Below are 14000 nucleotides of genomic sequence, written 5' to 3' on the forward strand. Positions count from 1 at the left end.
AGCGGTGCATGTCGGCCGCCATCGGCGCGATGGGTGACTGCCGTGGACCATCCGCGCGGGAAGAAGGGCTCGTGAGCGTCCAACCGCCGTCCTCCGGCCGCCCCACAGGACCACCCGCCGGGCCGCTCTCGGGCCCCACTCGGCCTCCGACCGGGCCGCCCTCGCAGCCCCCGGGGGGACCGCCGTCCCGGCCGGGAGGCGGTGACGGCGGGCCGCAGGAGCCGGGGCGCCGTCCGTGGTGGAGGTCCCTCTCCGGTCTCGCGATGGTCGCCGTGGCCGTGGCGGCCACCGTGATCCTCGCCGTGGTGTTCACACGGGGCGGCGGCGGTGCCCAGGCGGGCGGCGGCGAGGTCTTCCTCCAGGCCGCGAACGCGACCGGCCCCGACCCGTTCACCGAATCCACGGCGAAGGACAGCTCCGCTCCGGCGGTCACCCCCTCCCCGGCCACCGGGGCGGCCTCCGAGTCGCCCACGGCGAACGCGCTGCGCGGCGTGAACGGCGCGGCGCCGGGCCTCTACGGCGGCACCCGCGACCGCGCCAGCTGCGACGTGGAGAAACAGATCGACTTCCTGGGAAAGGATCCCGCCAAGAACCAGGCGTTCGCGTCGGTGGCCGACGTGGAGGCGTCCGAGGTCCCCTCCCACCTGCGCTCCCTGACACCCCTTCAGCTGCGCATGGACACCCGCGTCACCAATCACGGGTACCGGGACGGTGCCGCCGTCCCGTACCAGGCCGTCCTGCAGGCGGGCACGGCCGTCCTCGTCGACGACCGCGGAGTGCCCCGCGTGCGCTGCGCCTGCGGCAACCCGCTCACCGATCCGGTCGAACAGCCCGAACTCCGGCTCACCGGCAAGCCCTGGCCGGGCTTCAGCCCCGCGAACGTCGTCGTGGTCGACCCGGCGCCGCGGCCGGTCGAGGAGTTCGTCGTGCACGATCCCGACAAGGGCGGCTGGTTCGAGCGGGACCGGGGTGACACGGGGGAGAAGGACCGCACGACGCGGCCGCCGGAGAAGAAGACACCGTCGGCGGGCGTCACGACCACGTCGCCCTCCGAGTCCCTGTCGCCGTGCGCGCCCACGCCCACCGACGCCTCTACGTCGCCGTGCCCCTCCACCTCGACGGCCCCGTCCTCGCCCCACTCCGATCCGGAGACCGGACAGTCGCCCAGGAACGAGTCCCCGAGCAGCGAGCCGCCCAGCAGTGAGCCGCCGGCCTCCGACCCCCCGCCGGACTCCGGCACCGACACCGGCACGGACACCACGACGGAGTCGGCCGACACCCTCGGCCCACCGGAGTCCTCCTAGGACGCGGGGCCCGGAGCCTCTCCTGTCGTGCGCGGCCCGGAGTCCTCATGCGGCGGAGGGCCGCGGCGGACCCCGATCACCAAGGCGTGGTCGCCGAGCCCCAGCAGCCGCCCGGCCGGAAGCTCGCCGAACGTCGTGAGCACCGCCTCGAGCCGGCCGCTGACCGGATCGAACGCCGCGTCCAGCACGGTCCCGCGCTCCTCACCGCACTCGGTGAGGACCCTGCTGCCCACCAGATCGTGACCCGCCGCCCCGGCCGCCGCGCCCGTCGAACGCGCGACCAGAAGGTCCGGGCCGACAGCGTCCAGCGCGTCCCAGGGGAGCACGACGTCCCGCCGCCACCCCGGCCCGCCGCCCCGGACCCGGACGTGGCTGACCGCGCCGCGGGCGGCGTCGACGGCCAGGGACTTCACCACGCCGAGCCGCCGGGCACCGTCGTGGGTCACCACCGGCAGCCCCCGCACCCGGGAGAACAGCAGCGGCATCACGGCAGCGCGCCCCTCCTGCGGTCGTGCAGCGCGCCGACGCGCGACACGAAGGCGGGCAGGTCGTCGGTGACGTAGGCGGTGGCGTGCGAGGGGATGGTCAGCGTGCGGCCGGAGACGGCGAGCGCCTCGCCCCGGGGCACGTAGACCCGGTGCCGCCGGTGCCGGGAGCCGCGGACGAACTCCCGGTCCGCGGCGAGCCGGAACGCGGCCACCCGCCCGCTGGTGCCGCCCTCGACCAGGACGTCGAGCACCGTGCCGACCGGGTCGCCCGTGTCGGTCACGACCTGCGCCCCCAGCATCCGCCCCCGCAGGGCGTCGCGGCGGGCCACGGACAGGGGCAGATCGACCAGCGCCCGCTCGTCGCGGACCATGACCGCGTGATGGCCCAGACAGTGCACCGCGGGCCAGGGCAGCCCCCGGCGCAGCGGACCCGAGAGCAGGGCGGGGCCCGTGAGGGTGAAGCTCTCGATGCGGGTGCCGGTGGCGTCGAAGACGGTGTCCTTCACATGGGCGACGGCGTCACCGCCCAGCGTGACCACGGGCAGCGTGATCATGCTCCGCACCGCCATCAGCTCGTTCATGGCAACACCCCTCCGACCGGCGGAAACCGGGTTCCCCGCCGCGGGCGAAGGCGAACACGAGCGAGGGGGACTGCACCGCCGGACTCGGGGTACGAGGACTGGTGCAGAGCGTCCGGCGAACCCGGCTTCCCAGAGAGAAACGCATGATCCAACACCTGGACGGGGCAGTGATACCCACTGGTTTCGACGTGCCCGTGGAACCGCTTCGGCGGGCGGCACACTTCACCGGCGAGCCGGGCAGCATCGCGGAGGCGCGCGCCTTCGCCGCGCTCTTCCTGGAACAGCTCAGGACCGAGTGGTGCGCCACGATAGGCGAGCGGACCGACGGGGCGGCGCTGCTCGTCGTCAGCGAACTGGTGACCAACGCCGACCGGCACAGCACCGGGCCGTACATCCTGGAGCTCGAGGGCACGGACGCCTCGCTGAGCGTCGCGGTCTACGACAGCAACTCCACATTGCCCCGCGTCTTCCCGAAGGACCCCGAGCGCATCGGCCGGCACGGACTGGAGATCGTCCAGGCGCTGGCGCGGGAGGTCAGCGTGGAGCGGGTGCCGGTCGGCAAGCGGGTGCGGGCCGTACTGAGCCTGGACGAGGACTGAGCCGGAGGACCTAGCCGGAGGACCGAGCCGGCACCAGGACGGAGGGCGGCGATCCCCGTCACCGCAACAGGTCCACACGCGGGTACGGCGCCCGCAGGACCCGAGCACGAGCGCGGGTGCCGTCCCTCCTGACCGGTGGGGGACGGCACCCGCGCTCGTGTGTACGGGGTGTGCGGTCAGGCGCAGCCCAGCTCGCCCAGCATGCCCTCGCGCAGCCGCGTGATGATCCGCTTGATCAGCCGCGACACGTGCATCTGCGAGCAGCCGAGCCGCTCGCCGATCTCCGCCTGGGTGGCCTCCTCGACGAACCGCATGTGCAGGATCTGCCGGTCGCGCTCGCTCAGCTCGGCCATCAGCGGGGCCAGGGCGTGGAAGTCCTCGACGAGCCGCAGGCCCTCCTCCTCCACACCGATGAAGTCGGCGAGGACGGCCTCCCCGTGCTCCGGCCCGTCACCGGTGAGGGCGGCGTCCAGCGACGAGGAGTTGTACCCGTTCGCGGCGATCTGCCCCTCGATCACCTGGTCCTCGCTGATGTTCATCAGCGTGGCCAGCTCCGCGACCGTGGGCTCGCGGTCCAGGCGGCTGGCGAGCTCCTCGCGCGCCTTGGCCAGCTCCACGCGCAGTTCCTGGAGCCGGCGCGGCACGTGCACGGCCCAGGTGGTGTCGCGGAAGAAGCGCTTGATCTCGCCGACAATGTACGGCAGCGCGAAGGAGGTGAACTCGACCTCACGGGACAGCTCGAACCGGTCGATGGCCTTGATCAGGCCGATCATGCCGGTCTGGACGATGTCCTCCATGTCGTCGCCGCGCCCGCGGAACCGGCCGGCCGCGAACCGCACCAGCGACATGTTCATCTCGATGAGCGTGTTGCGGGCGTACTGGTATTCGTGGGTGCCCTCTTCGAGTTCCGCCAGACGGCGGAAGAACTGACGGGAGAGTTCCCTGGCGTCCCGGGGGGCGACCGCTCGCGGGTCCACGACTCCGGCCAGGTCCTGCTCGCCCGTCCCGGTCTGCGTGCTCTCCTCGACGACCTGCGCCTGCGACCGGATCACGGCGGTCTTCATTACCTCTCCCCACGAAAGTCACGGCTGAATGTGGCTGGGTGCCTCCGACTGGCGTGTACCCAGGACTCGCGCACACATTCCCACCCGGTTCTTCACAGTGGAAAACGTCGTGCACCGATGGTACGGCAGCACGGCCGACACGGCCGTCCGCGCGGCCGGGCCGCGGACGTCCCGCTTCACTGAGGGCGGAACGCCGCTCACTTCCCCCGCCGATGCCAGTTCCTAGGCTGAAGGGGTGACCGAACATGCGCCGAACCACGCCCGTGTCCTGCCCCTGCGGCCGACTGCCGCGCCTTCCGCACCCGCGTCCGCGCCCGCACCCGGTCCGAGGGAGCCTCTCTGGCGCGACCTGGTCGGCGACGTGCTGCGGCGGGAGCGGCTCGCCCAGGAGCGGACGCTGAAGGACGTCGCCGAGGCGGCCCGGATCTCGATGCCCTATCTGTCGGAGGTGGAGCGCGGCCGCAAGGAGGCCTCCTCGGAGGTGCTCGCGGCCGCCGCCCGGGCCCTCGGGCTCAGTCTGGGCGACCTGCTGTCGCTGGCCCAGGGCGAGCTGGTCCGGCTCACCGGCCGGCGGTTCGGCGCCCCCCGCCGCCCGGCCGGCTCCGCCTCGCGCTCCGGGACCTCGGTGTCCTCCGCGTCCTCCGCCCACACCGGGCTGTGCCTGGCGGCCTGACCCGACCGCGCACGCCGGCGCCCCGGACCGGATCCAGAACCGGGTTCAGACCCGTACGAGGCGCCGGCTCAGCACCTCGTCGGCCAGTCCGTAGGACACCGCCTCCTCGGCGGTGAACACCTTGTCGCGGTCCATGTCCGCGCGCAGGGTGGCCACGTCGTGGTGCGTGTGCCGGGCCAGGACCTCCTCCACCTGGGAGCGGATCCGCACCATCTCCTTGGCCTGGAGCGACAGGTCCGAGACCGTGCCCCGCTGCCCGCCCGTGGCCGGCTGGCCCAGCAGCACCCGCGCGTGCTCCAGCACGAACCGCCGCCCCGGATCCCCGCCGGCCAGGAGGACGGCCGCCGTGGACGCCGCCTGCCCGACGCAGAAGGTGGAGATCGGCGCCTGCACGAACGTCATGGTGTCGTAGATCGCCATGAGCGAGGTGAACGAGCCGCCGGGGGAGTTCAGGTAGATCGCGATCTCGCTCTCCGGCGCCGCCGACTCGAGGTGCAGGAGCTGCGCGATGACGACGTTGGCGACCCCGTCGTCGATCTCGGTGCCGAGGAAGATGATCCGCTCGGACAGCAGCCTGCTGAAGACGTCGTAGGACCGCTCGCCCTGCGGGGTGCGCTCGACGACGTTCGGAATCGTGTACGTCCCCATCACTGAAGCCCCGTCCTGCGTCGCGTGGCGGTGGGACGGACGTCGGCGAGTGACTCCACCACCCGGTCGACCATCCCGTACTCCCGGGCCTCCTCGGCCGTGAACCAGCGGTCGCGGTCGCCGTCCCGGGAGATGGTCTCCGGGCTCTGGCCCGTGTGCTCGGCGGTGATCCGCTCGACGGTCCGCTTGGTGAACTCCAGGTTCTCCGCCTGGATCTCGATGTCGGCGGTGGTGCCGCCGATCCCGGCCGACGGCTGGTGCATCATGATCCGCGCGTTCGGCAGGGCGTACCGCTTGCCGGCCGCGCCGACGCTCAGCAGGAACTGCCCCATGCTGGCCGCGAACCCCATGGCGAGCGTCGAGACGTCGTTCGGGATCAGGCGCATGGTGTCGTAGATCGCCAGGCCCGCGTGCACCGAGCCGCCGGGGCTGTTGATGTACAGGCTGATGTCGGTGCGGGGGTCCTCCGCGGACAGGAGGAGCAGCTGGGCGCACACCCGGTTGACGGAGACCTCGTCCACCTGGGTGCCGAGCAGCACGATCCGCTGGGCGAGCAGCTGGGCGGCCAGGTGGTCGTCGAACCGGGTCGGCGGGGTGTCGCCCTCCTCGGCCCGGGGCAGCCGGGCCGGCGGCAGGCCGGTGGTGAGTGGAGGCATCGGAGCTCCTCGTCGTCGCATGGAGACACGCGGCCGGGTCCGGCCGCGTGTCTCCACTCTCGACCGGCTACGGGGCCCCACGGGCCGTTCTCTGCCCGCGGCAGATTCGCCACGGGCAGAGGGCTCATCCGGCCCGCCGCTGCCTCAGCTCCCGGAAGAACGCCCGCACATCACCCACAAGGAGGTCGGGCTCCTCCATCGCCGCGAAGTGGCCGCCGCGGTCGAACTCGGTCCAGCGAACGATGTGGTCCGTACGCTCGGCCCGGTGCCGCAGCGGCAGCTGCAACTCGGCCGGGAACAGGGCGAGGGCGGTCGGAGCGGTCGACGGCTCGGTGGGCCGGGCGGCACGGCCGGTGGCGTGGGCGCGCTCGTAGTAGATCCGCGCGGACGAACCCGCCGTGCCGGTCAGCCAGTACAGCATCACGCCGGTCAGCAGCAGGTCCCGGTCGACGGCCTCCTCCGGCCGTTCCGTCGAATCGGTCCACTCGTGGAACTTCTCGACCATCCACGCCAGCTGGCCGACCGGCGAGTCGGTGAGCGCGTACGCCAGGGTCTGCGGCCGGGTCGACTGGAGCACGGCGTACCCCGTGCCCTCCCGCGTCCACTCGCTCCACCGGCGCCAGGACGTGAGGGTGCGCTCGCGCTCCTCGGGGTCGAGCGCCGCCAGTTCCTCGGCGGTCGGCTCGGTGGTCGCCTGAGCACCCGGCAGCAGGTTGAGGTGGACCCCGAGGACGCGGTCGGGATGGGCGCGCCCGAGCTCACGGGAGATCGCGGCGCCCCAGTCGCCTCCTTGCGCTCCGAACCGCTCGTAGCCGAGCCGCCGCATCAGCTCGGCCCAGGCATCCGCGACCCGCCCGGCCTCCCAGCCGGTGTCCGGCGCCGGACCGGACAGGGCAAAGCCCGGGATGCTCGGCAGCACGACGTGGAACGCGTCGGCCGGATCGCCGCCGTGGGCCGCCGGGTCGGTCAGCGGTCCGACCACCTCCAGGAACTCGGCGACGGACCCCGGCCAGCCGTGCGTGACGACGAGCGGCACGGCGTCCGGCTCGGGGGAGCGGACGTGGGCGAAGTGCACGGTGGCGCCGTCGACGGTGGTGGTGAACTGGGGCCACTCGTTCAGCCGCGCCTCGGCGGCCCGCCAGTCGTAGTCGTGCCTCCAGTACCGGACCAGCTCGCGCAGATAGTCCTGCGGAACCCCGTACGCCCACCCCGTGCCGGACAGTCGGTCGGGCCAGCGCGTTCGGTCCAGGCGCTCGCGCAGATCGTCGAGCTCGCTCTGCGGGACGTCGAGCCGGAAGGGCCGGATGCTCTCGGGAGCCGGAGTGGTCATGGCCGAACGATGCCAGGCGCACCACCGGGCACGGCCGGCCGGGTTCCGATCCGGTGCCCGCCGATGAGTTCCGGGGCGTGGGCCGGTCGACACTGATGACCGCGTTCCCCACCCGGGAGGTACTCATGACCACCGACAGATTCACCACGTATCTCTGGTTCGACGGCCGGGCCGAGGAGGCCGCGAACTTCTACGTCTCCGTCTTCGAGAAGAACTCGGGCGTCGGCCGGATCACCCGCTACACCGAGGCCGGTCCCGGCCCCGCTGGCACCGTCGTGACCGTCGAGTTCACCGCCAACGGCCAGCGGTTCGTCGCGCTCAACGGCGGTCCCGAGTTCTCGTTCAGCGAGGCGATCTCGTTCCAGATCGACTGCGCCGACCAGGAGGAGGTGGACCGGTACTGGGAGCGGCTCACCGCGGACGGCGGCAGCCCCGGCCCCTGTGGCTGGTGCAAGGACAAGTTCGGCGTGTCCTGGCAGGTCGTGCCGACCCGGCTGATCGACATGGTGAACGACGCGGATGCGGAGAAGGCCGCCCGTGCCACCAAGGCCATGCTGTCCATGAGCAAGCTCGACCTCGCCGCCCTGGAGAAGGCGTACGCGGGCGAGTGACCCTCGCGGGCCGACCGCGGGCGGTCACCGGGAGCGGGCGTCCTCACCGATCGCCCGCGTGACCGCCCGTGCGATCCGCAGGATCCCCGGCGAGCGGACCGGGCAGGGCTTCGGCGTGGACGTCGTGGGCGCCAGGCAGAAGTGCAGGTAGTCGTCGTCCCGGTGCAGGGCCGTGCGCCCACGGGCCGGCTGGGTGCAGTAGTCGGGGTGGGCGCGCTCGTAGGCGTCGCACGGAAGGTACTGGACCCAGGTGTGGCGCGCCCCGGCCGGGCTCACGGCGCTGCCCGCGTCGGCCACCAGGTCACCGGAGGCGGCGGCCCGCTCCTCGTAGAGCGCGTTGACCCGGCGCACCCGGTCGGGGGTGATCGGGTCGGGGCCCTGGAGCACCCACACGATCCGCGGCCGGTGCGTCCCGCCCGCCGCCGTGATCTGGGCGGTGAGCCGCCGCGCGTCGGCCGCGTACCGCTCGAGGTACCGCTCCCGCGCGGCGTCGTACGTGATTCCGTCCATGCAGGGCGTGTAGCCCCAGGCGTTGCCCCAGAACTGGAGCACCACGTAGTCCGGCCGCAGCGAGCGGACCAGCGCCGCGGCCTTGTCCGAGGCCGGGACCAGGGACCGCTCGCCGGATCCCTCCAGGTAGTCGCACAGGGTGGTGCCCGAATAGGGGGCGCTCCGGAACCGGGCATCCAGGTCTCGGCGCAGCTCCTGCCCGAGGACCTTCTGGTTCTCCATCGCGAGCGAGTCACCCAGGTACAGCACGGTGGGGGGCTCCTCGGGGGCCTCGGCGCGCGGGGAGGCGACCGGCCGCCGGTGGGTGGTGGCCGACGCCTTCGGCTCGGCCGGAGGGGGCGGACCGACCTCCGGCGCGGAGGCCGGATCCCCGCACGCGCCGAGCAGCACGGCGGCCAGCACCACTCCCACGACCCACGGTGTGCGCATACGGCGACTCCCGCCCCGGTCGGCGAAAACGGCTCCCCAGGCAAGCACAGCCGCGGGTACGGGGGAAGACCTGCTTCAGGACAGATCGTCCACCGGCGGGGCCCGTCGATACCGGGCCGCCGCGAGGCCGCGCCGTGCCCGGTCGGCCCCGGGCGAACGGATGCGCGGGCGTGAGGGCCCGTACTCCGCGCCGGACCGTGGGGGCGAGGAACTCCCGGTTGGTGCACGCGCGTTGCGGGACGCTGCGCGCCTCCCCGGCGCGGAACGGATCGCTCCCGTGGCCGGGCGGGATGTCGCCCGGTCCTCCCGCCCGGCGGCGGGATGCAGCCCCGTCCTCTCGGCCGGCGGCGCGATGTCGCCCGGGACCTCCTGCCCGGTGCGTTCCTCACCCGCCCGCCGTTTGCGGCTCCCCCCGGAGGGAACCGCACCGCCGTGCCACGGCCCCGCGGCCCGTGCGCGTGCGCCGCGGGCCGCGCTCCGGTCCGCTCGGCGAGCGGCCCGCGGGGAGGGTGACTAGCGTGAGGAAGTGCACCGAGCACCCGTTCCGGAGAGGGCCGCAGCCATGGCCGCACAACCCGAGGGAGCCCCCTGCTGGGCCGACGCGATGTTCACCGACCTGGAGGGCGCCAAGACCTTCTACGGAGACGTCCTCGGCTGGACCTTCGGCGAGTCGTCGTCGGAGTTCGGCGGTTACACGGAGGCGTACGCGAACGGCAAGGCCGTGGCGGCCGTCGTCCCGCCGATGCCCGGCCAGGAGGGTCCGTCCCAGTGGTGCCTCTACCTCGCGACCGAGAACGCCGCCGCCACCGCCGCCCGGATCCGGGACAACGGCGGCGAGCTGCTGATGGATCCGATGGCGGTCGGTGACCTCGGCACCATGTGCCTGGCCCGTGACCCCGGAGGGGTGGTCTTCGGCCTGTGGCAGGCCGGCACCCACGAGGGCTTCGCGGCGATGGCCGAACCGGGCGCCTACTGCTGGGCGGAGATCTTCACCCGCGAGCCGGAGAAGTCCGACGCGTTCTTCCCCGCCGTGTTTCCGTACACGGCCAAGAACATGGAGGGCGAGCCGGAGTTCCGGCTCTTCGACGTGGGGGAGCGCAGCGTGCTGGGCCGGATGCGGATGACGGAGGAGTTCCCGCCCGAGGTGCCGCCGTACGTCAATGTGTACTTCACCGTCGAGGACTGCGACGAGGCGGTGGCCCGGGCCACGAAGCTGGGCGGCGTGCTGCGGTTCGGACCCATGGACACTCCCTTCGGCCGGCTCGCGACTCTCAGCGACCCGCAGGGCGCCCACTTCTCGGTGATCGACATCACCACGACGGTGGGCGAGCCGCCGAGGACGACCGACGTCACCTGACGGACCGGCCCGGACGGGCACCCCGCCCGGCCGTGGCATGATCGAGCGCATGGGTGAACGTGTGGTGGCCGCGTGCGACGGGGCCTGCAAGGGAAACCCCGGGCCCGCGGGCTGGGCCTGGGTGATCGCCGACGCCGAGGAGACGCCGGTCCGCTGGGCCGCGGGGGCCCTCGGCCGGGCCACCAACAACGTCGCCGAGCTCACCGCGCTCGAGCGCCTGCTGGCGGCGACCGACCCGGACGTGCCGCTCGAGGTGCGGATGGACTCGCAGTACGCCATGAAGGCCGTCACCACCTGGCTGCCCGGCTGGAAGCGCAACGGGTGGCGCACGGCGGCCGACAAACCGGTCGCCAACCAGGAACTCGTCGTCCGCATCGACGCGCTCCTGAAGGACCGTTCGGTGGAGTTCCGTTACGTTCCCGCCCACCAGGTCGACGGCGACCGGCTCAACGACTTCGCCGACCGCGCTGCGAGCCAGGCGGCGACCGCCCAGCAGGACGCCGGCAGCGAGCTGGGCTCGCCCGAGCCGCCGCCCGCCCCCGACACGCCGCCGGCCGGAGCGGCCCGGCGCAGGTCCGGCACGGCGAAGGCGGCCCGCCCGCGCGGCGGGTCGTCGTCCCGCACGATCAAGGCGAAGTTCCCGGGCCGCTGCCCGTGCGGGCGCCCCTACGCCGCGGGCGAGCCCATCGCCAAGAACGGGCAGGGCTGGGGCCACCCGGAGTGCCGGGCGGCCGAGAGCGCCTGACCGGCCCGCCCTCCGTCACGCGTCGAACGTGTAGTGCGGGGTGTGGTCCAGCAGACCGGCGGGCGTCGTGTCGTGCCACGGCCGCATGGTCTCGTTCAGATCGACGACGTCCGGCGTCCCGGCGGCCGGCAGATAGCCCGAGCCGGGATGCCGGCGCTGCCACTCGGCCCACAGTTTGTCGATGTAGGCGTGGTGCAGCCAGAACACCGGGTCGTTCGGGGACACGCCGGTGGCCATCTGCCCGCCGACCCAGACATGGACCCGGTTGTGCAGGTTCACCCCCCGCCAGCCCTCCAGATGGTTGCGGAAACCGTCCGAGCCGCTGTTCCACGGCGGCCTGTCGTACGTGGACATCGCCAGCACGGACTCCACCTCGGCCGGGGTGGGCAGCCGCCGCCCGCCGGCCCCCAGCGAGCGTCTGAGGAACGTGCGGCCGTCCACCCGCACGGTGATCGGCCAGTTGCCGGCCGACGCGGCGAACGGCCCGTCCATCACCCGCCCGTCCCGGGCGCGGCCGCTGCCGCCGAGGAAGTCCGGCGCCCAGAGGGAGGAGCGCACCGAGTCGTCGGTGGTCCAGTCCCAGTACGGCAGTGCCACCGACGCGTCCACCGACTGCAGCGCCCGCTCGAACTCGAGCAGGAATCTGCGGTGCCAGGGCAGGAAGGACGGTGAGCGGTGGCCCGTGCGCTCGCCGTGGTCGGTGTCGGACACGATGAAGGCGTTGTGCGTGGTGACGAACTCGTCGTAGCGGCCGGCGCGCTTGAGTTCGATCAGTGCGGCGACGAAGCGGCGCTTTTCCTCGGCGGTCAGCAGGGCCTGGTTCTTGCGGACGGTCATGTGCGGGGGTGCTCCCAACGTGCGGGCCAGGGCGTGCGGGCGGAGGAAGAGGAGGTCAGCCGGCGGGGAAGGGCAGGAGCGGGGCGCCCTGGAGCTCGTCGACCGCGGCGCGGGCGGCGGCGCGCGGGGTGGGCACCGGGTCGTAGTGGCTGACCACGCTGATCCAGCTGCCGTCGGCGTTGCGCATCACGTGCAGTTCCACGCCGTCGACGAACACGGCGTAACCGGGCCCATGGTGGTGATGACCGCCCCGGGTGACCGGCCGGCCCTGGATCCGGCGGCCCCTGTAGACCTCGTCGAAGCTCCCCGGGGCGTCGTGCGAGTGCTCCGCTGCGGCGGTCGCCGACGGCGCGAGGGCCGACTGCGCTCCGGTCGCCGCGGCGAGGGCGGCAGCGGCGGTGAGCGCACGGCGACGGCTGAGTTCCGGCATGCGGACCTCCTGGGCTGGGATCGGCTGATGACCCCGCATGCCTATCCGCCCCGCCGGTAACGGGAGAAATCTCCGCAGGGCGGTTGGCCGAGATCCGGGCAATTCCTCATATGCCGTGCAAGATTGAACAAAGATGATCTTGCTGTGCGGGGAGGGCGCACGGCTGCGGAAGGGGAAATTCCGTGCCGTGGGGGCGTCGTGCCGAGTGATCTTTCACCCGGCGGCGCGCCGCGGGTGGCGCAGGTCACGCGCGGAGGCTGACGCGATCCGGAGGCCGCCGGATGACAGACTGGCGCCATGGAAGAGCGCACATTCGAACGGTCGGGTCAGCACGCCTCGGTGGTCGGGCTCGGCACCTGGCAACTGGGGGCCGACTGGGGCGACGTCGACGAAAAGCAGGCACTGGCCGTGCTGGAGACCGCGGCCGAGTCGGGGGTGACCTTCTTCGACACCGCCGACGTGTACGGCGACGGGCGCAGCGAGCAGACCATCGCCGCCTTCCTCAGCGGCCGGCCGGATCTGCACGTCATGGTCGCCACCAAGATGGGCCGGCGGGTCGACCAGATCCCCGAGAACTACGTCCTGGACAACTTCCGCACCTGGAACGACCGTTCCCGGCGCAACCTCGGGATCGACCGTATCGACCTGGTGCAGCTGCACTGCCCGCCGACACCGGTGTACTCCTCCGACGAGGTCTTCGACGCCCTCGACACCCTGGTCCAGGAGGAGCGCGTCGCCGCGTACGGGGTCAGCGTGGAGACCTGCGCCGAGGCGCTGACCGCGATCGCCCGGCCCCACGTGGCGAGTGTGCAGATCATCCTCAACCCGTTCCGGATGAAGCCGCTGCTCGAGGTGCTCCCCGCGGCCCGTGCGGCGGGCGTCGGCGTGATCGCCCGGGTGCCCCTGGCCTCCGGGCTGCTGTCGGGCAAGTACACCAAGGACACGGTCTTCCCCGCGAACGACCACCGCACCTTCAACCGGCACGGCGAGTCCTTCGACCAGGGGGAGACCTTCTCCGGGGTCGACTACGCGACCGGTGTGGAGGCCGCCGCCGAGTTCGCCGCCCTCGCCCCGGAGGGATACACACCGGCCCAGCTCGCGCTGCGCTGGATCGTCCAGCAGCCCGGCGTCACCACCGTGATCCCCGGAGCCCGCTCACCCCAACAGGCCCGCGCCAACGCCGACGCCGCGCGGCTGCCCGAACTGTCCTCCGAGACGCTGGAGGCGATCACCGACCTGTACCGGCGGCGGATCAAGGACCAGGTGGAGACGCGCTGGTAAGAGGGGCGGGGCGGCGCTGGTCCGGGCAGCACGGGGATCCAGGACGCCGATGCGGCGTCGTCACGGTTCCAGGAGCAGCTGCCTCTCCTGCTCCTGGTCGCCGGACGCGGTGCCCTGGTCCCGGGCCGTGAACGCCCGCGTGAGTGTGTCGCTCGCCCGCCGCACGGCCTCGGGGGTGCCCTGGACGCCGACCGTCACCGGCGCGGACAGCCGCCCGGCCTCCTGCTGCCCGGCGTCGCCGCGCGCCTCTCCGGTGAAGGTCGCCGTGCGGATCGTCGCGCCCTCGCCGGAAGGAAGCTCGTCCGGGGCGCCGAACGCCCCCTCGAGGACCCGGACGACCCTCCGGGCGTCGTCCAGGCCCCCGCCGCTGAGCGTCACGGTGAGCTGGGTGTCGGACATGCGGCGACCTCCTGCATCGGTGTCAACGCGGTCCGTGTAACCGGCCGCCGCACCCCCA

At 73.0% G+C, this 14000-nt stretch carries 17 protein-coding genes; 7 read left to right on the forward strand and 10 right to left on the reverse strand.

The window, feature by feature from the left end; translation table 11 throughout:
• The first annotated feature begins 71 nt into the window (after positions 1-71).
• A complete protein-coding gene (locus ACFYOV_RS26635) occupies positions 72-1304 on the forward strand; it encodes a DUF6777 domain-containing protein (RefSeq protein WP_389091537.1) in 1233 nt (410 codons plus the stop codon).
• On the opposite strand, the gene ACFYOV_RS26640 is transcribed toward ACFYOV_RS26635, so the two are convergent.
• Complete coding sequence (locus ACFYOV_RS26640) at positions 1301-1789, reverse strand: PRC-barrel domain-containing protein (RefSeq protein WP_389091699.1); 489 nt, start codon at positions 1787-1789, stop codon at positions 1301-1303. The two genes, ACFYOV_RS26635 and ACFYOV_RS26640, sit on opposite strands and share 4 nt — an antisense overlap.
• Complete coding sequence (locus ACFYOV_RS26645) at positions 1789-2373, reverse strand: PRC-barrel domain-containing protein (protein WP_389091539.1); 585 nt, start codon at positions 2371-2373, stop codon at positions 1789-1791. The genes ACFYOV_RS26640 and ACFYOV_RS26645 overlap by 1 nt, the downstream gene beginning before the upstream one ends.
• A 143-nt stretch (positions 2374-2516) precedes the next feature.
• Between ACFYOV_RS26645 and ACFYOV_RS26650 the strand changes: the two genes are divergently transcribed.
• Positions 2517-2972, forward strand: a complete 456-nt coding sequence (locus ACFYOV_RS26650) for an ATP-binding protein (protein WP_389091542.1) — start codon at positions 2517-2519, stop codon at positions 2970-2972.
• 176 nt (positions 2973-3148) lie between these two features.
• On the opposite strand, the gene ACFYOV_RS26655 is transcribed toward ACFYOV_RS26650, so the two are convergent.
• Positions 3149-4036 carry an RNA polymerase sigma factor SigF gene (locus ACFYOV_RS26655; RefSeq protein ID WP_389091544.1) on the reverse strand — a complete coding sequence of 296 codons (888 nt, stop codon included), beginning with the start codon at positions 4034-4036 and terminating at the stop codon, positions 3149-3151.
• Between the two features lie 235 nt (positions 4037-4271).
• On the opposite strand from ACFYOV_RS26655, the gene ACFYOV_RS26660 reads away from it, so the two are divergent.
• A complete protein-coding gene (locus ACFYOV_RS26660) occupies positions 4272-4709 on the forward strand; it encodes a helix-turn-helix domain-containing protein (RefSeq protein WP_389091546.1) in 438 nt (145 codons plus the stop codon).
• 45 nt (positions 4710-4754) lie between these two features.
• Here the strand turns inward: ACFYOV_RS26660 and ACFYOV_RS26665 are convergent, their stop codons facing one another.
• The 3 genes from ACFYOV_RS26665 to ACFYOV_RS26675 form a co-directional block, all read right to left on the reverse strand.
• Positions 4755-5357: a ClpP family protease gene (locus tag ACFYOV_RS26665; protein ID WP_389091548.1), complete on the reverse strand. Its 603-nt coding sequence runs from the start codon at positions 5355-5357 to the stop codon at positions 4755-4757.
• Positions 5357-6013, reverse strand: coding sequence for an ATP-dependent Clp protease proteolytic subunit (locus ACFYOV_RS26670; protein ID WP_389091550.1), 657 nt, complete (start codon positions 6011-6013; stop codon positions 5357-5359). The genes ACFYOV_RS26665 and ACFYOV_RS26670 overlap by 1 nt, the downstream gene beginning before the upstream one ends.
• Positions 6014-6137: 124 nt before the next feature.
• Positions 6138-7343, reverse strand: a complete 1206-nt coding sequence (locus ACFYOV_RS26675) for an epoxide hydrolase family protein (RefSeq protein WP_389091553.1) — start codon at positions 7341-7343, stop codon at positions 6138-6140.
• A 125-nt stretch (positions 7344-7468) separates the two neighbouring features.
• Here ACFYOV_RS26675 and ACFYOV_RS26680 point away from each other — a divergent pair, with 125 nt between their 5' ends.
• Positions 7469-7954 (forward strand): VOC family protein, encoded by a 486-nt coding sequence (locus ACFYOV_RS26680; protein WP_389091556.1) that lies wholly within the window; start codon positions 7469-7471, stop codon positions 7952-7954.
• Between the two features lie 24 nt (positions 7955-7978).
• On the opposite strand, the gene ACFYOV_RS26685 is transcribed toward ACFYOV_RS26680, so the two are convergent.
• On the reverse strand, positions 7979-8893 hold the full coding sequence (locus tag ACFYOV_RS26685) for an SGNH/GDSL hydrolase family protein (RefSeq protein WP_389091558.1): 915 nt from the start codon (positions 8891-8893) through the stop codon (positions 7979-7981).
• Between the two features lie 562 nt (positions 8894-9455).
• Here ACFYOV_RS26685 and ACFYOV_RS26690 point away from each other — a divergent pair.
• The gene (locus ACFYOV_RS26690) at positions 9456-10250 is read left to right on the forward strand and encodes a VOC family protein (protein ID WP_389091560.1); all 795 of its coding nucleotides are present in this window, start codon (positions 9456-9458) and stop codon (positions 10248-10250) included.
• Positions 10251-10287: 37 nt separating this feature from the next.
• Positions 10288-10995, forward strand: a complete 708-nt coding sequence (locus ACFYOV_RS26695; RefSeq protein ID WP_389091563.1) for a ribonuclease H — start codon at positions 10288-10290, stop codon at positions 10993-10995.
• Between the two features lie 15 nt (positions 10996-11010).
• Here the strand turns inward: ACFYOV_RS26695 and ACFYOV_RS26700 are convergent, their stop codons facing one another.
• On the reverse strand, positions 11011-11832 hold the full coding sequence (locus tag ACFYOV_RS26700) for a tyrosinase family protein (protein WP_389091566.1): 822 nt from the start codon (positions 11830-11832) through the stop codon (positions 11011-11013).
• A 55-nt stretch (positions 11833-11887) separates the two neighbouring features.
• Complete coding sequence (locus ACFYOV_RS26705; protein ID WP_389091569.1) at positions 11888-12262, reverse strand: tyrosinase cofactor; 375 nt, start codon at positions 12260-12262, stop codon at positions 11888-11890.
• 297 nt (positions 12263-12559) lie between these two features.
• On the opposite strand from ACFYOV_RS26705, the gene ACFYOV_RS26710 reads away from it, so the two are divergent.
• Positions 12560-13543 (forward strand): aldo/keto reductase, encoded by a 984-nt coding sequence (locus tag ACFYOV_RS26710; protein WP_389091572.1) that lies wholly within the window; start codon positions 12560-12562, stop codon positions 13541-13543.
• Between the two features lie 60 nt (positions 13544-13603).
• On the opposite strand, the gene ACFYOV_RS26715 is transcribed toward ACFYOV_RS26710, so the two are convergent.
• Positions 13604-13942 carry a hypothetical protein gene (locus tag ACFYOV_RS26715; protein ID WP_389091574.1) on the reverse strand — a complete coding sequence of 113 codons (339 nt, stop codon included), beginning with the start codon at positions 13940-13942 and terminating at the stop codon, positions 13604-13606.
• Positions 13943-14000 lie beyond the last annotated feature (58 nt).

This window comes from Streptomyces sp. NPDC005931 (genome assembly GCF_042871235.1).
GTDB lineage: Bacteria > Actinomycetota > Actinomycetes > Streptomycetales > Streptomycetaceae > Streptomyces.